Here is a 19,830-nt window from a genome sequence, read left to right as displayed (position 1 = left end):
GTGGGGAGGCTGACGCGGCCGCGGCCGCTCACTGCTTGAGCACGAAATGGATGGGCTGCACGAACCACATGGCTTCGGGCACGCCGCTGCGCGTGCCGGGCATGAAGCGCCAGCGCAGCACGGTGTCCACCGCCTGGCGGTCCAGGCGATCGAAGCCGCTGGATTTTTTCACCTCCACCTTCTGCGGCAGCCCGTCGGTGCCGATCAGCACGTTGAGCATGACCACCCCCTGTTCGCCCAGGCGTCGGCTGACGGCGGGGTAGGGCGGCGCGGGGTTGTTCAGGTGGCTGGCGCTGCTGGAGGGCTGCACGACGGCGGGCGGCGCCGGTGGCGCGGGTGGTGCAGGAGGGGCGGGCGGAGCGGGTGGCGCCGGCGCCACCACGGGCGGCGCGGGCGGCTGCGGCTCGGTCGCGCCCACGGGGGCGTTGGGCGCAGGTGTAGGGTCGGCCACAGCCAGGGGCAGGGGGGCGGGCGCAGGCTGCGGCTTCGGGGCCGCCGGCTTGGGCCGGGCGGGCTTTGGGGGCGGCGGCACCGGCGCAGGCTTGGGCGGGGCAGGGGGCGCGGGCGGGGCAGGCGGCGTGGGCGGCTGGGCCACCAAAAATTCGCTGAGCACCTGCACCGGCGTGATGACGACGGGCGGCTCGACGCGCTTGAGCCCCGCCTGCAGCGCCCACAGGACCGCCACGTGCAGCGCCAGCACCGAGCCAGCAATGGCGGCAGTGCGGCCGGTCAACCCCGGCGAAGCACCGTATCGTTCAGGCAAATGCATAAAAATGATAGCTGCCGGCGCTTACCCAGCAAGGGCTCAAGGCCAAAAAGGCTTGAAATCTCTGGTGGCGCTGTGGATCACTTGCGCACGATCCACCACAGCGAACACAGCACGATGATCAGGCTGCCGGCGAGAGGGAAGAGGACTTGCATGCGTTGCCTTCCTGCAGGAGGGGGGCAAGCTGGCTGGGGCTGGGAGCCACTTCGTTGCGCAGCGCGGCCATCGGCTGGCTTGCGCAGCACTGCGCCACGACGTCGCGGGCGCAATCCTCGCAGCGCCCGCACTGGGTGGCGACGCCGAGTTCGAACTGGATCTCGTCAAAGCTCATTCCCGCCCGCGCATGGCGTGCAATCTCACGGTCGGAAACACGGTGGCAGACGCAGACGATCATGGCTTGGGGCGGCAGACGTGGCTGGCTTGGGTTGAAGGGATGCGGAATTATAAATGAGAATCCATCGCATTCCTGCCCATTTCCCTGCAGCCATTTGGGTGAAACGTTCGTGGCCGGCCGCCCCTAGGGCGAAAAAAAACCGGCGCCTGGGCTGCCGGTTCTTTTGGCGCGCATGCCAGTGCGGGGCTGGCCGCGCAGGCTGCTTACGACTTGACGTGCTTGCCGATCAGGCCCGCCATCTCGAACATCGAGACCTGGGGCTTGCCGAACACTTCCTTGAGCTTGGCGTCGGCGTTGATCATGCGCTTGTTGCTTGCATCCTGCAGGTTGTGCTCCTTGATGTACACCCACAGCTTGCTGATGATCTCGGTGCGCGGCAGGGGCGTGGAGCCCACCACGGCCGCCAGCGCCGGGCTGGGGGTCAGCGGCTTCATGAAGGCGGCGTTGGGCGTGCGCTTCTTGGCGGGAGCGGCGGGTGCGTTCTTTGCAGTTGCCATGTCGAAACAGTCCTTATTGATAGTGGAGAAGTCACCAGCGAACGCCTGCTGCTCCACTGGTAGCGGCGATGCTACTGGGAAAAAAACGCCTTTCCAAGGTGCAGCGGCATTTTTCGCCCCCGAAAGACCCGCTTGTGGCGCAAGCGACAATGCCCACGGGCTCCTCATTCCACTTCTTGAAAGGCACCTGCATGACCTCCGCCGCCACCCCCGTTCCCAGCACCTGCGACCTGTGCGACGCGCATCGGCAAAGCGACGGCAGCGACGGCTTTCGCGTGCTGCCGCCGGGCTTTCACAGCTATGGCGGCGTGCCGGCCTTCGGCGGAGAGGTGCGCACGGTGCGCTGCTTTGAAGACAACACCCAGGTCAAGGCCGCCGTGGAGTCGCCCGGCCGCGGCTGCGTGCTGGTGGTGGACGGCGGCGCGTCGCTGCGCCGGGCGCTGGTCGGCGGCAACCTGGCCGCCAGCGCCGCGCGCAACGGCTGGGCCGGCATCGTGGTGAACGGCTGCGTGCGCGACGCGGCCGAGCTGGCCGCCGCGCAGGTCGGCATCCGCGCCCTGGGCCTGGTGCCCATGCCCACCGAGCGGCGCGGCGAAGGCCAGACCGGCGTGGCCGTGCTGGTGCAGGGCGTGTGGGTGCGCCCGGGCGACTGGCTCTATGCCGATGCCGACGGCATCGTGGTGAGCGAGCGGGCGCTGTAACTTCCACCTCGTGGCGCCCGGCGCCTGCGCCCACGACTCATGCCAGTCATCTGCCGAATCACCTACCCGAACGGGAAGATCTATGTCGGTCAGGATCGAACTGACGACATCAACTATTTTGGTAGTGCCAGCAGCGCCCTGATTGCCAAGGATTTCGACAAGCAGGCGCGGCGCAGCTTCACGGTGCGACGTGACATATTGTGGGAAGCCGAATCCGCGGCACAGCAGGAAGTGAACGCCCGTGAGCTTGCTTTCATCCTGCAGCAGCGTGCCAACGATCCAGAGGTGGGCTACAACCAATGGCCGCGCCTGTCAGCGCCGCGGTCATGAGCCTTTCCGCCCCACACGCCAGGCCAGACGCGAAGGCAGGGTGGCCAGCACCACGCTGGCCAGCGCGATGCCGAAGGCCGCCAGCTGCATGCCGGTGAAGCGCTCGCCCAGCACGGCCACGCCCACCAGCGCCGCGCTGATGGGCAGCAGCACCGTGAACACGCCGCCCTGCGCGGCCGGTACGGCTTTCAGGCCGGTCATCCACAGCCACACCGTCCACATGCAGGCGGCCAGCGCGTAAAACAGCAGCAGCAGCCACATGCCGGGCGCGACGGCGCCGAAATCGAAGCGCAGCGCAAACCACAGCCCCAGCGGCGTGGCCAGCGCAAAGCCCCACAGGTTGATGAGCGAGGTGATGCGCCGTGGGCCCAGGGCGCCGGTCAGCTTCTTGCCGATGACGGAATACGCCCCCTCGCAGACCGAAGCCACCACCAACAGCAGGTAACCCAGCCAAGCCAGGTTCGAAGTATTTTCGGCCCCCAGGGCTGATGCAGTCTGCGCTGGAAGCTCTGGTTTTGATAGCGCGAACAGGGCGATGCCGGCGACTGCACAGGCCACGGCCACCCAGGTGCGGGCGGCCACGCGCTCGCGCAGGAACAGCCAGCTCATCACCGCCACGCAGGCCGGGATGGACGCCATGATGACCCCGGCCGAGGTGGCGCTGGTCAGGCTGACGCCGTAGATCATGCAGATGGTGAACAAAAAGTTGCCCAGCAGCGATTGCACAAATAGCAGGCTGCGGGTCTGCCGCGTCATGGGGGGCTCGTCTGCCGGCCGGCGCAGCCAGCCCGCCATGGCCAGCGCGCCAATGCCAAAGCGCAGCCAGGCCAGCAGGAACACCGGAAAGGCGGCCGCCAGCGGCTTGGACAGCGCCACGTAACTGCCCACGAGAGACATGCTCAGGGCCAGGCAAAGGTAGGCGAAGGGGCGGCTGGGTGTGTGCACGGGAAGGGCCTGCAGCGGCTGGAGCGAAGCGCAAATCATGCATGAGCAGCGGGTGTGCCGGCGGCAGCGCGAAATTTCCGCATGGCGAGAACAAATTTTCTCTATGTGGTATCGGCTTGATGCTGCACTGCGGCGATATTTCTCATTACAAGAAAAATATTTCCGTATGGAGAAAAGTGCTGCGCAAGTCAATGTTTTGCAAGGGAGAAATTTATGTCTTATATAAGACATAAGAGGTTGCACAAGTCTTATAGAAGACTTAAAGTTCTCCCAACGGCACAACCGCCGCACCCCTCACACAACCCCCTGTCTGGAGAGCACACATGCCCGATTCCCTGAACGCCCAACTGAGCCGCGAGCAACAAATCGCCGCCCTGGAGAAAGACTGGGCCAACAACCCCCGCTGGAAGGGCGTCAAGCGCGGCTACACCGCTGCCGACGTGGTGCGCCTGCGCGGCAGCTTGCAGCCCGAGCACACGCTGGCCAAGCGCGGCGCCGAAAAGCTGTGGGAGAAGATCAACGGCGGCTCCAAGAAGGGCTATGTGAATGCCTTTGGCGCCATCAGCGCCGGCCAGGCCATGCAGCAGGCCAAGGCGGGCCTGGAGGCGGTGTACCTGTCGGGCTGGCAGGTCGCCGCTGACGGCAACACCTCCGAGACCATGTACCCCGACCAGTCGCTGTATGCGTATGACTCGGTGCCGACCATGGTGCGCCGCATCAACAACACCTTCAAGCGTGCCGACGAGATCCAGTGGAGCCGTGGCGTGAACCCCGGCGACGCCGAGTTCATCGACTACTTCCTGCCCATCGTGGCCGACGCCGAAGCCGGCTTCGGCGGCGTGCTCAACGCCTTCGAACTGATGAAGAACATGATCGCCGCCGGCGCCTCCGGCGTGCACTTCGAAGACCAGCTGGCCGCCGTCAAGAAGTGCGGCCACATGGGCGGCAAGGTGCTGGTGCCCACGCAGGAAGCCTGCGAGAAGCTGATCTCGGCGCGCTTTGCCGCCGACGTGATGGGCGTGTCCACCATCGTGCTGGCCCGCACCGATGCCGAGGCTGCCAACCTGATCACCAGCGACCACGACGCCAACGACAAGCCCTTCCTGACGGGCGAGCGCACGCAAGAAGGCTTCTACCGCGTCAAGAACGGCCTGGAGCAGTCCATCAGCCGCGGCGTGGCCTACGCACCCTACGCCGACTTGGTGTGGTGCGAGACCGGCGTGCCCGACATCGGCTTTGCCCGCGAGTTTGCCCAGGCCGTGCATGCCGCCTGCCCGGGCAAGCTGCTGTCGTACAACTGCTCGCCGTCGTTCAACTGGAAGAAGAACCTGAACGACAGCCAGATCGCCTCGTTCCAGGAGGAGCTGTCTGCGCTGGGCTACAAGTTCCAGTTCATCACGCTGGCCGGCATCCACATCAACTGGTTCAACACCTTCCAGTTTGCCCACGCCTACGCCCGCGGCGAAGGCATGAAGCACTACGTGAACATGGTGCAGGAGCCCGAGTTCGCCGCGCGCGAGAAGGGCTACACCTTCGTGAGCCACCAGCAGGAAGTGGGCGCAGGCTACTTCGACGATGTGACCACCGTGATCCAGGGCGGCTCGTCGTCCGTGAAGGCCCTGACGGGTTCCACCGAAGAAGAGCAGTTCCACTGACAATAATCCCCGGGCAGCCGTCCCGCCGGGATGGCTGCCCGCAGGGTTGCGCAGCCGCGAAAGCCGCCCCTTTGCCGGGCGGCTTTTTTTGTTTTGCTTTCAAAGAACACGGGCGCAGCCGCTGCGCCAGGAGGAGGGCGGGGGTGCAGGGATTGCGCAATGCAGCAGGCCGGTTTGAGCGCGTGGACGCGCTGCGCGGCCTGGCCATCGTCTGGATGACGGCCTACCACTTCTGCTTTGACCTGAGCCACTACGGCTGGTGGCCGCAGGACTTTCGCAGCGACCCGTTCTGGACGCTGCAGCGCACGGCCATCGTCAGCCTGTTTCTGCTGTGCGCGGGACTGGGGCAGGCCGTGGCCTGGCAGCGCAGCGTGGGCCGCGCGCGCTTTGCCCGGCGCTGGGCGCAGGTGGCAGGCTGCGCGCTGCTGGTGACTGCAGGCTCATGGTTCATGTTCCCGCGCAGCTTCATCTACTTCGGCGTGCTGCACGGCATGGCGGTGATGCTGCTGGTGGCGCGGGCCACGGCCGGCTGGCGCAATGCCTGGCTGGTGCTGGCCGGCGCCCTGGCGCTGGCGTTGCCGCCATTGGCGGCCGCGTTGCTGGACGGGCCGCTGGCGCCGCTGGCCGAGGCGTTCAACGCCCGCGGGCTCAACTGGTTGGGCTTCATCACGCGCAAGCCATTCACCGAAGACTATGTGCCGGTCTTTCCCTGGCTGGGGGTGATGTGGTGGGGGCTGGCGCTGGGCAAGTGGCTGCTGGCGCGGCCGTTGCAGCCGCTGGCGCGGGGCGTCGGGCGTGCCGGTGCGCCGCTGGTGCTGCTGGGGCGCTACAGCCTGAGCTGGTACATGCTGCACCAGCCGGTGCTGATCGGCGGCCTGCTGCTGTGGGGTGCGCTCACGCGCTGAAGCGCAGCATGCGGGCAACAAAAAACGCGGCCGGGGCCGCGTTCTTCGTGGGGGCGAAAGCCTGGCTTATTCGACCTTGGCCTTGGCGCGCAGGTCTTCCTGGAACTTCATCAGCTTTTGCTGCTGCAGCTGCTGGGCGACCTGCGGCTTGACCTCGTCCAGCTTGGGCAGCTGCGCCTCGCGCACATCGTCCAGACGGATCACGTGCCAGCCAAACTGGCTCTTGACGGGTGTCTGCGTGGTCTTGCCCTTGTCCAGCTTCACCAGGGCCTCGGTGAACTCGGGCACGTAGCTGCTGGGATTGGCCCAGTCCAGGTCGCCGCCACGGGCGCCGGAGCCTGGGTCCTTGGACTGCTTCTTGGCGATGTCCTCGAACTTGCCGCCCTTCTTGAGCTGCGCAATGATGGCCTTGGCCTCGTCTTCCTTCTCGACCAGGATGTGGCTGGCCTTGTATTCCTTGCCGGCGTTGGCGGCCACGAACTTGTCGTATTCGGCCTGGATCTCGGCGTCGGTGACGGGATTGTTCTTCTGGTAGTCGGCGAACAGCTCGCGGATCAGGATGGTCTGGCGGGCCAGCTCCATCTGCGCCTTGTAGTCTGCAGAGGCTTCCAGGCCGCGCTTTTGTGCTTCCTGCATGAAGACTTCGCGGGCGATCACTTCTTCCTTGATCTGACCCTCCAGCTCCGGCGTGACAGGGCGGCCCGAGCGCTCGACCTGCTGCTTCAGTGCTTCGGCGCGTTCCTTGGGGATGGCCTTGCCATTGACGATGGCGATGTTCTGCGCGCCGGCAGGCAGGGCCATCGTGCCCAGCACGGCTGCGGCCACCAGGGCGGACAGGAGCTTTTGCTTCATTGGAAATCCACGGATGAGGGAAGGTGTGCAGGCGCCTGCGAAAGGGCCTTTTTTAGAGGGTTTCAATAGCGATGGCGTGGGCGCCAGCGTCGATGAAAACCTGCAGCGCATCATACACAAGGCGATGCTGCGCCACGCGGCGCTGGCCGGCAAAAAGGGGCGAGGCCACGCGCACCCGAAAGTGCGTGCCAAAGCCCGTGCCGTTGGCGCCCGGGTGGCCTTCGTGCTGCCAGCTTTCGTCCAGCACCTCAAGGAAGGTGGGCTCCAGTTTGTCCTGCAAGTGGGCCTGCATGGCCGGCGCCGTCACGGCGACGGGCTGCGCGGTGGCGGCGGGGTTGTGGTCGGTCACGGCTGTGCGTCCTCGGGGCGGGGATGGTCCTCGCCCTCCTTGATGAAGCGGCTCAGGTACAGGGCCTGGGCGACCACGAAAGCGATCATGAGCCCGATGCCGCCAAAGAGTTTGAAGTTGACCCAGGTGTCGGTGTCGAAGTGATAGGCCACCCACAGGTTCAGCACGCCCATGGCGCTGAAAAAGCCCGCCCAGCCCCAGTTGAGCTGGCGCCACACGGCGTCGGGCAGCTCGATCTGCGCGCCCATCAGGCTCTTGATGAAGTTCTTGCGAAACAGCAGCTGGCCCAGCAGCAGCGTGCCGCCCATCAGCCAGTACAACACCGTGGGCTTCCACTTGATGAAGGTCTCGCTGTGCGCCAGCAGCGTGGCGCCGCCGAACAGCACGATCACGCCCAAGGAGAGCCACTGCATGGGCTCCACTTTGCCGTGGCGCAGGCGGATGTAGGCGATCTGCGCGATGGTGGCGGCAATGGCCACGCCGGTGGCTGTGTAGATGCCCCACAGCTTGAAGGCCGCGAAGAACAGGATGATGGGGAAGAAGTCGATCAGCAGTTTCATGGGGGCAGTGCCGTCATGGCGCGGGCGGCTCGAAGGCGAGCGAGGCGGAGTTCATGCAATAGCGCAGCCCCGTCGGGGTCGGGCCGTCGGGAAAGACATGGCCCAGGTGCGCGCCGCATTGTGCACACACCGTCTCGGTGCGCACCATGCCGTGGCTGGTGTCCTGGATCTCGCGGATCGCGCCGGGCACGGCCTGCGAGAAGCTCGGCCAGCCGCAGCCGGCGTCGAACTTGGTGCCCGAGTCGAACAATGTGGCGCCGCAGCAGATGCAGTGGTAGCTGCCGTCGGCCCAGTGGGCCTCGTACTTGCCGGTGAAGGGGCGCTCGGTGGCGGCGCGGCGCGTGACGTCAAAGGCACGCGGCTCGGCGCCTTGGGCCTGCAGATGGGCCTGCCACTGGTCGTCGGTTTTCTGGATGGGGTAGGTCATGAGGAGCAGCTGATGGTGATGTGCGAAGCCCAATCGGGCGGAAAGCCGGCGTGGGCCTCAAAGCCCGGATGCTCGTCGAACGGGCGCGCCAGCAGCGTCTGCAGCAGTTGGAGTTCACCGAAGCGGCCCAGTTTCGCCTCGGCGATGGCCTGCTCGGCCAGGTGGTTGCGCAGCACGAACTTGGGGTTGATTTTCAGCATCAAATCGGCCGCCAGCGCCCGTCCGTCCTGCGTGAGCAGCTCCTGATAGGGTAGCAGCCAGGCGTCGAAGCCGGCGCCGTCGATGAAGAGGTCGCGCACCTCGGCGAAGTCGCCGCGGCCTGCGGCGTGCGACAGGCGGCGCCAGAAGATGGTCCAGTCCACCCGGCCGGCGGCCAGCAGCACCAGCAGCTGCTGCACCAGCGCCGCGTCGCCGTCCCGCGGCGTGCGCAGGCCCAGCTTGGCGCGCATCAGGGCCAGGAAGGCGTCGCCGAACACCGCCTCATAGCTCTCCAGCGCCTCTTCGGCCGCCTGCGCGTCGTCGATCAGCGGCATCAGCGCCTCGGCCAGGCAGTGCAGGTTCCACCAGGCCACGGAGGGCTGGCGGTCAAAGGCGTAGCGGCCGCGCGCGTCGCTGTGGTTGCAGATGTGGCCGGGGTCGAACGCATCCATGAATTGGAAGGGCCCGTAGTCCAGCGTCAGGCCCAGGATGCTCATGTTGTCCGTGTTCATCACGCCGTGGCAAAAGCCCACCGCCTGCCAGTGGGCCAGCAGGCGCGCGGTGCGCTCGCTCACGGCCTGCAAAAAGGCGGCGTAGTGCTGGCGGCTGCCGGGCTCGGCGGCGTCCTGGCATTCGGGGTAGTAGCGGGTGATGACGTAGTCGGCCAGCTGGCGCAGCTCGGCCCCCTGGCGGCGGGCGGCGAAGTGCTCGAAGTGGCCGAAGCGCACAAAGCTGGGTGCCAGCCGCATGACCACAGCGGCTGTTTCCAGCTGCTCGCGCTGCACCAGCTGGGGCGAGCCCGTCACGCACAGCGCCCGCGTGGTGGGCACGCCCAGAGCGTGCATGGCTTCGCTGCACAAAAATTCGCGGATGGACGAGCGCAGCACGGCGCGGCCGTCGCCCATGCGCGAGTACGGCGTGAGTCCGCTGCCCTTGAGCTGCAGCTCCTGCCCGGCCGTCTCGCCCAGCAGCAGCGCGCGGCCATCGCCCAGCTGCCCGGCCCACACGCCGAACTGGTGGCCGCTATAGACGCTGGCCATGGGCGTGCTGCCCGGCAGCAGCGCGTTGCCCGTGAAGGCCTGCAGCAGGGCGGGGGATTGCTGCCAGCCGCCTGGCAGGCCGAGCAGCGCGGCGGCGCTGTCGCTGGTGCCTACCCAATAGGGCTCGGGCAGGGGGCGGGGCGGCAGCTCGCGGCCAAAGGCGGGGCCGAGCTGCGCGAAGCCGGGCTGCCACTGGGGCTGCCACGGCGAGCGCAGGGCGTCGCAGGCGGGGGCGGGTCCGGTCATGCGCACGATTGTCGGCGCCGCCACTAATCACCCGCCGCCGGCAAGGCCTTGGAGGCCGCCCGCAAGGCCCCGGAACTCGGGATTTGCCCTGACAGGCGGGCGACAGGTGGCAGATCTTTCACCGCTACGATGCTGCGGTTGTTTTTTCGCTACCGCTTGAATCCCCAAGGAGACTCCCATGCTGGGCCTGATGCAGAGCCAACCATTGCTGATTTCGTCGCTAATCACCTTTGCCGAGAGGCACCACGGCGACGGGGAGATCGTCTCGCGCCGCGTGGAAGGGGACATTCACCGCTATACCTACCGCGACCTGGCGCGCCGCTCGCGCCAGCTGGCCGGTGCGCTGGACGGCGTGGGGCTGGCGCAGGGCGAGCGCGTCGCCTCGCTGGCCTGGAACGGCTACCGCCACATGGAGATGTACTTCGGCGTGTCCGGCTCCGGCCGCGTGCTGCACACCATCAACCCGCGCCTGCACCCCGAGCAGATCGCCTGGATCATCAACCATGCCGAAGACCAGGTGCTGTGCTTTGACACCACCTTCCTGCCGCTGGTGCACGCGGTGCATGCCAAGTGCCCCACGGTGAAGAAGTGGGTGGCGCTGTGCGACGCCGACAAGCTGCCCCAGGACAGCGGCATCCCCGGGCTGCAGAGCTACGAAGCCTGGATCGCCGGCGCCTCCCCCGAGTACGTCTGGCCGCAGTTCGACGAGAACTGTGCGTCCAGCATCTGCTACACCAGCGGCACCACGGGCAACCCCAAGGCCGCGCTGTACAGCCACCGCTCCACCGTGCTGCACGCCTACGCCGCGGCGTTGCCGGACGTGATGTGCCTGTCCGCGCGCGACTCCGTGCTGCCGGTGGTGCCCATGTTCCACGTCAACGCCTGGGGCATTCCGTATTCGGCCGCGCTCACCGGCTGCAAGCTGGTGTTTCCCGGTCCGGCCATGGACGGCAAGTCCATCTACGAGCTGATGGAGGCCGAGGGCGTGACCTACGCCGCCGGCGTGCCCACCGTGTGGCAGATGCTGCTGGGCCACATGCGCCCGGCGGGCCTGAAGTTCTCGACCTTGAAGCGCACCGTGATCGGCGGCTCGGCCTGCCCGCCGGCCATGATCACCGCCTTCCAGGACGAGTTTGGCGTGGAGGTGCTGCACGCCTGGGGCATGACCGAGATGAGCCCCCTGGGCACCCTGTGCACGCTCAAAAACAAGCAGCTGGCGCTGCCCAAGGATGAGCAGATGAAGGTGCTGCAAAAGCAGGGCCGGGCCATCTTCGGCGTGGACATGAAGATCGTGGATGGCGAAGGCCGCGAGCTGCCGTGGGATGGCAAGACCTTCGGCGACCTGCTGGTGCGCGGTCCCTGGATCCTGGACAGCTACTACAAGGGCGCCAATCCGCTGGTCAAGGACGCGCAGGGCCAGGGCTGGTTCCCCACGGGCGACGTGGCCACCATCGACGCCGACGGCTTCATGCACATCACCGACCGCAGCAAGGACGTGATCAAGTCCGGCGGCGAGTGGATCAGCTCCATCGACATCGAGAACATCGCCATGGCCCATCCGGCCGTGGCCATGGCGGCCTGTATCGGCATGCCGCACCCCAAGTGGGACGAGCGGCCCATCGTTGCGGTGACGAAGAAGCCGGGCGCCGAGGTGACGCGCGAGCAGCTGCTGGCCTTCTACGAGGGCAAGACCGCCAAGTGGCAGATCCCGGACGACGTGGTGTTTGTCGATGCCATCCCCCTGGGCGCCACCGGCAAGATGCTCAAGACGCGCCTGCGCGAGCAGCTGGCCGACTACCAGTTGCCCGGCCTGTGACGGGCCGCGCCGGGGCGGCCCAGTCACCTGGGCGATAGCCCCTAGGGGCAATCCCTGAAGGGGGGTGGGGACCAAGCTTGTAGGCTGGACCCATTCCCCTGACTGCCGAACATACAAGGAGACGAGTTCATGAATTTCACTATGAAAATGGTAGCTGCCGGCACTTTGCTGGCTTGCGCTGGCGGTGCTTTTGCCCAAAAGGGCGAAACCGTGAAGATCGCCTGGCTCGACCCGCTGTCGGGCCTGATGGCGGCGGTGGGCACCAACCAGCTCAAGACGTGGCAGTTCCTGGCCGAGGAGTTCAGCAAGAAGAACACCTCGGGCGTGAAGTTCGAGATCATCGGCATCGACAACAAGCTCAGCCCGCAAGAGACGACCAGCGCCCTGCGCTCGGCCATGGACCAGGGCGCGCGCTACGTCGTGCAGGGCAACGGCTCAGGTCCCGCCCTGGCCATCATGGATGCCCTGGAAAAGCACAACTCGCGCAATCCCGGCAAGGAAGTGGTGTACCTGAACTACGCCGCCGTGGACCCCGACCTCACCAACAGCAAGTGCAGCTACTGGCACTTCCGCCTGGACGCCGACACCTCCATGAAGATGGAGGCGATCACCACCTTCATGAAGGACCATCCCGAGGTCAAGAAGGTCTACCTGATCAACCAGAACTATTCGCACGGCCAGCAGGTCTCCAAGTACGCCAAGGAGATGCTCAAGCAAAAGCGCCCGGACGTGGAGATCGTGGGCGACGACTTCGCCCCGCTGGCGCAGGTGCGCGACTTCGCGCCCTACATCGCCAAGATCAAGCAGTCGGGCGCCGACACCGTGATCACCGGCAACTGGGGCTCGGACCTGGCGCTCCTGATCAAGGCCGCCAACGACGCGGGCCTGAACAACGTCAGCTTCTACACCTACTACGGCGGCGTCACGGGCAGCCCCACGGCCATGGGCGCCGCGGCCGACAAGCGCGTGTACATGGTCTCTTACGGCCACCTGAACATGCCTGGCAACATCCAGCAGCTGGTGGCCGACTACAAGAAGAAGTTCAACGACGATATGTACACGGCGGCCGTGTACCACGGCTTCTCGATGCTGGACGCCGCTTTCACCAAGGCCGGCTCCACCGACCCCGCCAAGGTGGCCAAGGTCATGGAAGGCATGAAGTTCAACAGCTTCAATGGCGAGGTGGAGATGCGCAAGAGCGACCACCAGCTGCAGCAGGGCCTGTTCATCACCCGCTGGGAAAAGGCCGGTGGCAAGAACCCGTACGACGCGGAAAACACCGGCTACACGTTCGTGCCGGTCAAGTACTACGAGCCCTACGTGTCCAGCACGCCGACCTCCTGCCAGATGAAGCGCCCGTCCTGACCGGTTCCAGGACGACCTTCAGGGGCCCGAGCGCGCTCGGGCCTTTTTTTCACTGCGGCTTTCTTACTCCCTTCGGTGCGGGTCTTCGATGAATCTTGAGTTTTTCGTGATCTCCCTGCTCAACGGCATCAGCTACGGGCTGCTGCTGTTCATGCTGAGTTCGGGGCTCACCCTGATCTTCAGCATGATGGGCGTGCTCAACTTCGCTCATACGAGCTTCTACATGCTGGGCGCCTACTTCGCCTACACCCTGTCGGGCGTGCTGGGCTTTTGGCCGGCGCTCGTGCTGGCGCCGCTGCTGGTAGGTGCCCTGGGCGCGGCGTTCGAGCGCTACAGCCTGCGGCGGGTACACAAGTTCGGCCACGTGCCGGAGCTGCTGGTCACCTTCGGGCTGTCCTACCTGATCCTGGAGATGGTGCAGCTGGTCTGGGGCCGCTCGACCGTGCCCTACGGGTTGCCGTCCGCGCTGCAGGGGCCGCTGTTCACGCTGTACGGCACGCAGTTCCCGAAATCGCGCTCGTTCATCATGCTGGTGGCCGTGCTGATGCTGCTGTCGGTGTGGCTGCTGCTCACGCGCACCCGCATCGGGCTGGTCATCCAGGCGGCGCTCAAGCATCCGCAGATGGTGGAGGCCCTGGGCCACAACGTGCCGCGGGTGTTCATGCTGGTCTTCGGCGGCGGCTGCGCGCTGGCCGGGCTGGCCGGCGTCATCGGCGGCAACACCTACATCACCGAGCCGGCCATGGCCGCCTCGGTGGGCTCGATCATCTTCGTGGTGGTGGTGGTGGGCGGCATGGGCTCGCTGGCCGGGGCGTTCCTCGCCTCGCTGCTCATCGGCATCGTGCAGACCTTCGCCGTGGCGCTGGACTGGTCGGCCGCCAGCGCGCTGGCGGGCATGGGCATCCGCGTGGGCGAAGAGACCTTTGGCTGGCCGCTGCTCAAGCTCACCATCTCGCAGGTCGCGCCCATCCTGCCCTACCTGTTTCTTGTCCTGATCCTGATCTTCCGCCCCCGCGGGCTGCTGGGCACGCGGGAGGACTGATGCCATGAGTGCTGCCGTGTCTTCACCTACCACTACCGCCGCCAGCCACGCTGGCAGCCACCGCCGCACCGGGCCGCTGAACGCGGGGCGCATCACCGTCTGGGCGCTGTTCGCGCTGGCGCTGATCGTTGCGCCCTACGTGTTCACCAGCAGCCTGGCGCTGACCATGCTCAGCCAGATCGGGTACCTGATCGTCATCTGCCTGTCCTACAACATCCTGCTGGGGCAGGGCGGCATGCTGAGCTTCGGCCACGCTGTGTACACCGGCCTGGGCTCGTTCATCACCATCCACGCCATGAACATGGCAGGCAAGGGCGAGCTGCCCATCCCGCTGGTACTGATGCCCGTCATCGGCGGGCTGGCCGGGGCGTTCTTCGCGGTGCTGCTGGGCTTCGTGACGACCAAGAAGTCGGGCACGACGTTTGCGATGATCACCCTGGGCATCGGCGAGCTGGTGGCCTCCATGGCGCTGATGTTCCCCGAGTTCTTCGGCGGCGAGGGCGGCATCACCACCGACCGCGTCTATGGCCAGGGCTTCATGGGCATCACCTTCGGGCCGGCCATCCAGGTGTACTACCTGATCGCGGCGTACTGCTTTGCCTGCACGGCGCTGATGTTCGCCTTCACTGGCACGCCCCTGGGGCGCATCCTGAACGCCGTGCGCGACAACCCCGAGCGCGTGGAGTTCATCGGCTACAACACCCAGCGGGTGCGCTGGTTCGCCTTCATCATTTCGGGCTTTTTTGCCGGAGTGGGCGGGGCGCTGGCGGCCATCAACTTCGAGATCGTCACCGGCGCCGACAGCGTGAGCATCATGCGCTCGGGCTCGTACCTGCTGTTCACCTTTCTGGGCGGGGCGGGCTTTTTCTTCGGGCCCATCATCGGCGCGGTGCTGCTGGTGTTTGCCTCGGTACTGCTGTCCGAGCTGTCCAAGGCCTGGCTGCTGTACCTGGGCCTGGCCTTCTTGCTGATGGTCATGTATGCGCCCGGCGGCATCGCCAGCCTGATCATGATGAACGTGCGCGTGGCCCGCTTCAAGCGGCTGGGCCAGCTGGGCTGGCTGTACCTGGGGCTGGCCGTGTTCGGGCTGGTGGCGGTGCTGGGCGCGGCCGCCATGGTGGAGATGACCTACCACCTGCAGCTGAACACCGCCATGGGCGACGAGCTGCCCTTCCTGGGCCTGCAGCTGAACGTGCGCAGCGCCGCCCACTGGGCGGGTGCGGCCGCGCTGGGCGGCGTCGGGCTGGTGGGCCTGGAGTGGCTGCGCCGCCAGTTCGCCCGGCGCTGGGGCGCCATCCAGGAGCAGATCGAGCAGCAGACCAAGCATCAGGCGGAGGCCGCATGACGACGACAACCACCGCCCAGGGCGGCACCCCGGCCTGCGCCCTGGAACTGCGCGAGCTGCGCAAGAGCTTCGGCAAGACCGAGATCATCCGCGGCGCCAACCTGGCCGTGCAGGCCGGCGAGCGCGTGGCCATCATCGGCCCCAACGGCGCGGGCAAGTCCACCTTGTTCAACCTGATCAGCGGGCGCTTCGCCCCCACCAGCGGCGAGGTGCTGCTGCACGGCGCGCGCATCGACGGCAAGCAGCCGTTTGAGATCAACCGCATGGGGCTGTCGCGCAGCTTCCAGATCACCAACATCTTTCCCCGGCTGTCGGTGTTCGAGAACCTGCGCTGCGGCGTGCTATGGAGCCTGGGCTACCGCTACGCCTTCTGGCGTTTCCTGTCGCGCCTGCAGGACGCCAACGAGCGTGCCACGCAGCTGCTCGAGCAGATCCGCCTGGCGGACAAGCGCGACGTGCTGGCCATGAACCTGACGTATGCCGAGCAGCGCGCGCTGGAGATCGGCATCACCATTGCCGGTGGCGCCAGCGTCATCTTGCTGGACGAGCCCACGGCGGGCATGAGCACCAGCGAGACCACCCGCTTCATCAACCTGATCCGCGAGGTGACGCAGGGGCGCACCCTGCTGACCGTGGAGCACGACATGGGCGTGGTCTTCGGCCTGGCCGACCGCATCGCCGTGGTCGTCTATGGTGAGGTCATCGCTTTCGATACCCCCGAGAAGGTGCGCGCCAACCCGCGCGTGCAGGAGGCCTACCTGGGCTCCGTCATCGCCGCCCAGCAGGCCGAGGGACACTGAAATGGAACGCCCCCTGAGCCGCTTCGCGCCTTCCCCCTCCGGGGACGTCGCCATTGGCCTGGCCAAGCCAGTTCCACGGCGCCTGCTGAGCCTGGCTGGCGCCAGTGCCATGACCCGCAGGTAATGCGCACCGCGATGGAATACCGAAATGCTGAAGATTGAAAATTTGCACGCCTACTACGGCAAGAGCCACGTGCTGCACGGCGTCAACTTCGACGTGCGGCCGGGCGAGATCGTCGCGCTGCTGGGGCGCAACGGCTCCGGCCGCTCCACCGCCGCGAAGGCCGTCATGGGCCTGGTGGACTGGGAGGGCGGCATCGAGTGGAAGGGCGCCCCCCTGAAGGGCCGCAAGGCCTACGAGATCGCCCACCTGGGGCTGGGCTACGTGCCCGAGAGCCGCGACGTCTTTCCCAACCTGACGGTGCACCAGAACCTGCTGCTGGGCCAGAAGGGCAACGGCCGCGGCAGCCGCTGGTCGTTCGACGACATGTACGACATGTTCCCCCGCCTGAAGGAGCGGCGCAACATCGAGGCCGGCGTCATGTCTGGCGGCGAGCAGCAGATGCTGACCCTGTGCCGCACGCTGATGGGCGACCCCGACCTGATCATCATCGACGAGCCCACGGAGGGCCTGGCGCCCAAGATCGTGGAGCTGGTGGGCGAGTACCTCATCCGCCTCAAGGACAAGGGCATTTCGGTGCTGCTGATCGAGCAGAAGCTGACGATTGCCATGACCATTTCCGACCGAGCACTGGTCATGGGGCACGGCAGCATCGTGTTCTCGGGCACGCCCGACGCGCTGCGGGCCGACAGCCACGTGCGCAAGGAGTGGCTGGAGGTCTAGGTCTTTTTTATATAAAAAAGGCCTGCAACCCGCGCCAGACAAGCGCGGGAAGCTATTGAAGGATGAGCGTCAGCGGAACGCCTCGGGCTGCTGCAGGCGCTCATGCAGGAAGTCCAGGAACTTCTGCGCCGCCGGCGACAGCGAGCGCCCGCGGCGCGTGAAGGCCCAGAAGCTGCGCTCCACCACCGGCGTGCCGATGGGCCGCATGACCAGGCCATGCTGCTCCACCAGTGCCCGCGCGTAGGGCACGCACAGGGTGATGCCCAGGCCGGCGCGTACCAGCGCCAGGGCCGTGGTCATGAAGGTGACCTGGGTGAAGGCCTCCTTGTTCAGCCCGCGCGCGGCCTCGCCCACGTCGCTCACCAGCAGCTCCGTGAACTGGCCCTGCAGGGTGATCAGGGGCTGGCCGCTCAGGTCGTCCCAGCGCAGCCGCCGGCGCCGCGCCAGCGCGTGGCCGGGCGGCAGCACCACCATGAAGGGCAGGCGAAACAGCTGCGCCGCGGCGATGTCGGAATTGGCCTCGCGCTCCGGGCCCACGCCAATGTCCACCTCACCGGAGAAGACGCGCGCCGTCACGCTCTCCACGCCGCAGTCCACCAGGCGCAGATGCACGCCGGGGTGCAGCTGGCGAAACTGCGCCATCAGGCCCGGCAGCAGCGTGCAGGCCAGCAGCTGCGGCACGGCCACGCGCACGCTGCCGCGCTGCAGCTCTTTGAGGTTGCCCACCTCGCTGATCACGCCGCCCAGGTCGTGCAGGATCTTGTCGATCTGCGGGTACAGCTCGGCGCCCGTGGTCGACAGGCGCAGGCGGCGCGTGCTGCGGTCAAACAGGCGCAGGCCCAGGGACAGCTCCAGCTCCTTGATGAGGGCGCTCAGCGCCGACTGGGTGACGAACAGGCGCTCGGCCGCCAGCGTGAAGCTGCCGGTGTCGGCCACCGCCACGAAGGCCTGGAGCTGGCGCAGCGTCACATTCATGAGATGGTCTGATAAATGGATTATGAAAATTCGTTTGCCATGATAAATGGCCGGGGCTGTAATAGGCCTTCCACCTGACCCAGGAGACCGATCGCCATGAGCCTGATCCAGCGCATCCACCACGTCGCCTACCGCTGCAAGGACGCCAAGCAAACCGTGCAGTGGTACCAGAAGTACCTCGACATGAAGTTCATCCTGGCGATCGCCGAGGACCAGGTGCCCTCCACCAAGGAGCCCGACCCCTACATGCACGTCTTCATGGACGCGGGCGGCGGCAACGTGCTGGCGTTCTTCGAGCTGCCCACCAAGGCCGAGATGCTCAGCCCCGCCGACGCCAACACCCCCGCCTGGACGCAGCACCTGGCGCTGAAAGTGCAGTCCGAGGAGGTCATGATGCAGGTGAAGGCCAGGCTGGAGGCCGACGGCATCCACGTCGTGGGCCCGACCGAGCACACCATCTTCCGCTCCATCTACTTTCGCGACCCCAGCGGCCACCGGCTGGAGCTGGCGGTGGACACGGCCACCGACGAGATGAACCGCAAACTCGACGAGGTGAAGTGGGACATGCTCAACGAATGGGCCGCCACCAAGAAGGCGCCCAAGCACGCCGCCTGGATGCACGACGGCAGCCAGCACGGCTGACGCACGCCGGCGCACACTACTTTTTCTATAGCTGCCAGCGCTTGACAGGCGCGGGCTGCAGCCCTTTTTGACTATTAAAGAGCCACGGACGGACAGCCCCATGAAACTTGCCACCCTGCAACAAGGCGGCCGCGACGGCACGCTGGTCGTCGTCAGCCGCGACCTGGCGCGCTGCCGCGCCGTACCCGCCATCGCCCCCACGCTGCTCGCCGCCATGGACGGCTGGGAGCGCGCCGAGCCGCAGCTGCGCCAGGTCTATGACGCGCTCAATAGCGGCGCCGACCAGGGCGAGGCGTTCGACGAGGCCGCCTGCCACTCGCCGCTGCCGCGCACGTGGCAGTGGGCCGATGGCTCGGCCTACATCAACCACGTCGAGCTGGTGCGCCGCGCCCGCGGCGCCGAGGTGCCGGCCAGCTTCTACACCGACCCGCTGATGTACCAGGGCGGCAGCGACGGCTTCATCCCGCCGCGTGGCACGGTGGTGGCGCGCGAGGAATGGGGCATCGACTTCGAGGCCGAGGTGACGGTCGTCACCGGCGACGTGCCCATGGGCGCCAGCGCTGAGCAGGCGGCCCGCGCCATCCGCCTGGTCATGCTGGTCAACGACGTGTCGCTGCGCAGCCTGATCCCGGGCGAGCTGGCCAAGGGCTTCGGCTTTCTGCAGAGCAAGCCCGCCAGCGCCTTCAGCCCCGTGGCCGTCACGCCCGACGAGCTGGGCGCTGCCTGGCAGGGCGCCAAGGTGCATCTGCCGCTGCAGGTGCACCTGAACGGCGAGCTGTTCGGCAAGCCCAACGCCGGGGTGGACATGACGTTCGACTTCGGCCAGCTGGTGGCCCACGTGGCCAAGACGCGCGCGCTGTGCGCCGGCTCCATCGTCGGCTCGGGCACGGTGTCGAACAAGCAGGGCAACCTGTGGGGCTCGTCGATCGCCAACGGCGGCGTGGGCTACTGCTGCCTGGCGGAAGTGCGCACCTACGAGACCATCGAGCAGGGCAAGCCCGCCACGCCCTTCATGCAGCACGGCGACGTGGTGCGCATCGACATGCGGGACGGCGCTGGCCGCAGCATCTTCGGCACCATCGAAAACCGGGTGGACACCGCCAGCGCGGCCTGAAGCCCTGAGAAAGGCCAGCGCC

Annotated in this window: 22 protein-coding genes; 12 read left to right on the top strand and 10 right to left on the bottom strand. The window is 66.8% G+C overall.

Annotation, left to right across the window (positions count from 1 at the left end; translation table 11 throughout):
• Positions 1-28: 28 nt before the first annotated feature.
• The 3 genes from C7H73_RS11045 to C7H73_RS11035 all read right to left on the bottom strand — a co-directional run bounded on the left by C7H73_RS11045 (position 29) and on the right by C7H73_RS11035 (position 1,657).
• Entirely contained in the window at positions 29-769 is a 741-nt protein-coding gene (locus C7H73_RS11045; protein WP_106846695.1) for an energy transducer TonB, read from the bottom strand.
• 118 nt (positions 770-887) lie between these two features.
• Positions 888-1,160, bottom strand: a complete 273-nt coding sequence (locus tag C7H73_RS11040) for a (2Fe-2S)-binding protein (RefSeq protein ID WP_106846694.1) — start codon at positions 1,158-1,160, stop codon at positions 888-890.
• Positions 1,161-1,363: 203 nt separating this feature from the next.
• Positions 1,364-1,657 carry an SWIB/MDM2 domain-containing protein gene (locus C7H73_RS11035; RefSeq protein ID WP_106847638.1) on the bottom strand — a complete coding sequence of 98 codons (294 nt, stop codon included), beginning with the start codon at positions 1,655-1,657 and terminating at the stop codon, positions 1,364-1,366.
• Positions 1,658-1,848: 191 nt separating this feature from the next.
• Between C7H73_RS11035 and rraA the strand changes: the two genes are divergently transcribed.
• Positions 1,849-2,358 (top strand): ribonuclease E activity regulator RraA, encoded by a 510-nt coding sequence (gene rraA, locus C7H73_RS11030; RefSeq protein WP_106847637.1) that lies wholly within the window; start codon positions 1,849-1,851, stop codon positions 2,356-2,358.
• 39 nt (positions 2,359-2,397) lie between these two features.
• Positions 2,398-2,688 (top strand): GIY-YIG nuclease family protein, encoded by a 291-nt coding sequence (locus C7H73_RS11025; protein ID WP_106846693.1) that lies wholly within the window; start codon positions 2,398-2,400, stop codon positions 2,686-2,688.
• Here the strand turns inward: C7H73_RS11025 and C7H73_RS11020 are convergent.
• The gene (locus C7H73_RS11020; protein WP_106846692.1) at positions 2,683-3,672 is read right to left on the bottom strand and encodes a DMT family transporter; all 990 of its coding nucleotides are present in this window, start codon (positions 3,670-3,672) and stop codon (positions 2,683-2,685) included. The two genes, C7H73_RS11025 and C7H73_RS11020, sit on opposite strands and share 6 nt — an antisense overlap.
• A 284-nt stretch (positions 3,673-3,956) precedes the next feature.
• Between C7H73_RS11020 and aceA the strand changes: the two genes are divergently transcribed.
• Entirely contained in the window at positions 3,957-5,288 is a 1,332-nt protein-coding gene (aceA, locus tag C7H73_RS11015; RefSeq protein ID WP_106846691.1) for an isocitrate lyase, read from the top strand.
• Positions 5,289-5,503: 215 nt separating this feature from the next.
• Entirely contained in the window at positions 5,504-6,193 is a 690-nt protein-coding gene (locus C7H73_RS11010; protein WP_106847636.1) for a DUF1624 domain-containing protein, read from the top strand.
• 66 nt (positions 6,194-6,259) lie between these two features.
• On the opposite strand, the gene C7H73_RS11005 is transcribed toward C7H73_RS11010, so the two are convergent.
• The 5 genes from C7H73_RS11005 to C7H73_RS10985 are packed head-to-tail and all read right to left on the bottom strand — an operon-like array spanning position 6,260 to position 9,865.
• Positions 6,260-7,045 (bottom strand): peptidylprolyl isomerase, encoded by a 786-nt coding sequence (locus C7H73_RS11005; RefSeq protein ID WP_106846690.1) that lies wholly within the window; start codon positions 7,043-7,045, stop codon positions 6,260-6,262.
• Between the two features lie 52 nt (positions 7,046-7,097).
• Positions 7,098-7,337 (bottom strand): BolA family protein, encoded by a 240-nt coding sequence (locus C7H73_RS11000; RefSeq protein WP_106847635.1) that lies wholly within the window; start codon positions 7,335-7,337, stop codon positions 7,098-7,100.
• Positions 7,338-7,390: 53 nt separating this feature from the next.
• Positions 7,391-7,954, bottom strand: a complete 564-nt coding sequence (locus C7H73_RS10995) for a septation protein A (RefSeq protein WP_106846689.1) — start codon at positions 7,952-7,954, stop codon at positions 7,391-7,393.
• Between the two features lie 13 nt (positions 7,955-7,967).
• A complete protein-coding gene (gene msrB / locus C7H73_RS10990) occupies positions 7,968-8,381 on the bottom strand; it encodes a peptide-methionine (R)-S-oxide reductase MsrB (RefSeq protein ID WP_106846688.1) in 414 nt (137 codons plus the stop codon).
• Positions 8,378-9,865 carry a protein adenylyltransferase SelO gene (locus C7H73_RS10985; protein ID WP_106847634.1) on the bottom strand — a complete coding sequence of 496 codons (1,488 nt, stop codon included), beginning with the start codon at positions 9,863-9,865 and terminating at the stop codon, positions 8,378-8,380. Before C7H73_RS10985 ends, msrB begins: the two co-directional genes overlap by 4 nt.
• A 178-nt stretch (positions 9,866-10,043) precedes the next feature.
• Here C7H73_RS10985 and C7H73_RS10980 point away from each other — a divergent pair, with 178 nt between their 5' ends.
• From C7H73_RS10980 to C7H73_RS10955, 6 genes are all read left to right on the top strand, one after another.
• Entirely contained in the window at positions 10,044-11,681 is a 1,638-nt protein-coding gene (locus C7H73_RS10980; RefSeq protein WP_106846687.1) for a 3-(methylthio)propionyl-CoA ligase, read from the top strand.
• Between the two features lie 129 nt (positions 11,682-11,810).
• Positions 11,811-13,046: a branched-chain amino acid ABC transporter substrate-binding protein gene (locus C7H73_RS10975; protein WP_106846686.1), complete on the top strand. Its 1,236-nt coding sequence runs from the start codon at positions 11,811-11,813 to the stop codon at positions 13,044-13,046.
• Positions 13,047-13,134: 88 nt separating this feature from the next.
• A complete protein-coding gene (locus C7H73_RS10970; RefSeq protein ID WP_106846685.1) occupies positions 13,135-14,088 on the top strand; it encodes a branched-chain amino acid ABC transporter permease in 954 nt (317 codons plus the stop codon).
• Positions 14,089-14,092: 4 nt separating this feature from the next.
• Positions 14,093-15,433: a branched-chain amino acid ABC transporter permease gene (locus C7H73_RS10965; RefSeq protein WP_106846684.1), complete on the top strand. Its 1,341-nt coding sequence runs from the start codon at positions 14,093-14,095 to the stop codon at positions 15,431-15,433.
• The gene (locus C7H73_RS10960; protein ID WP_106846683.1) at positions 15,430-16,233 is read left to right on the top strand and encodes an ABC transporter ATP-binding protein; all 804 of its coding nucleotides are present in this window, start codon (positions 15,430-15,432) and stop codon (positions 16,231-16,233) included. Before C7H73_RS10965 ends, C7H73_RS10960 begins: the two co-directional genes overlap by 4 nt.
• 148 nt (positions 16,234-16,381) lie before the next feature.
• Entirely contained in the window at positions 16,382-17,077 is a 696-nt protein-coding gene (locus C7H73_RS10955) for an ABC transporter ATP-binding protein (RefSeq protein WP_106846682.1), read from the top strand.
• 69 nt (positions 17,078-17,146) lie between these two features.
• Here C7H73_RS10955 and C7H73_RS10950 read toward each other — a convergent pair whose 3' ends face one another.
• Positions 17,147-18,052 carry a LysR family transcriptional regulator gene (locus tag C7H73_RS10950; RefSeq protein WP_106846681.1) on the bottom strand — a complete coding sequence of 302 codons (906 nt, stop codon included), beginning with the start codon at positions 18,050-18,052 and terminating at the stop codon, positions 17,147-17,149.
• A gap of 96 nt (positions 18,053-18,148) precedes the next feature.
• Here C7H73_RS10950 and C7H73_RS10945 point away from each other — a divergent pair, with 96 nt between their 5' ends.
• Both C7H73_RS10945 and C7H73_RS10940 read left to right on the top strand, forming a co-directional pair.
• Positions 18,149-18,694 carry a VOC family protein gene (locus C7H73_RS10945; RefSeq protein ID WP_106846680.1) on the top strand — a complete coding sequence of 182 codons (546 nt, stop codon included), beginning with the start codon at positions 18,149-18,151 and terminating at the stop codon, positions 18,692-18,694.
• Positions 18,695-18,794: 100 nt separating this feature from the next.
• Positions 18,795-19,808: a fumarylacetoacetate hydrolase family protein gene (locus tag C7H73_RS10940; protein ID WP_106846679.1), complete on the top strand. Its 1,014-nt coding sequence runs from the start codon at positions 18,795-18,797 to the stop codon at positions 19,806-19,808.
• Positions 19,809-19,830: the final 22 nt, after the last annotated feature.

The sequence above is a fragment of the Pulveribacter suum genome (assembly GCF_003013695.1).
Classification (GTDB): Bacteria; Pseudomonadota; Gammaproteobacteria; order Burkholderiales; family Burkholderiaceae_C; genus Melaminivora; species Melaminivora suum.
Note: the sequence above shows the minus strand (reverse complement) of the source record. Positions and strands in the feature narration are given on the sequence as shown.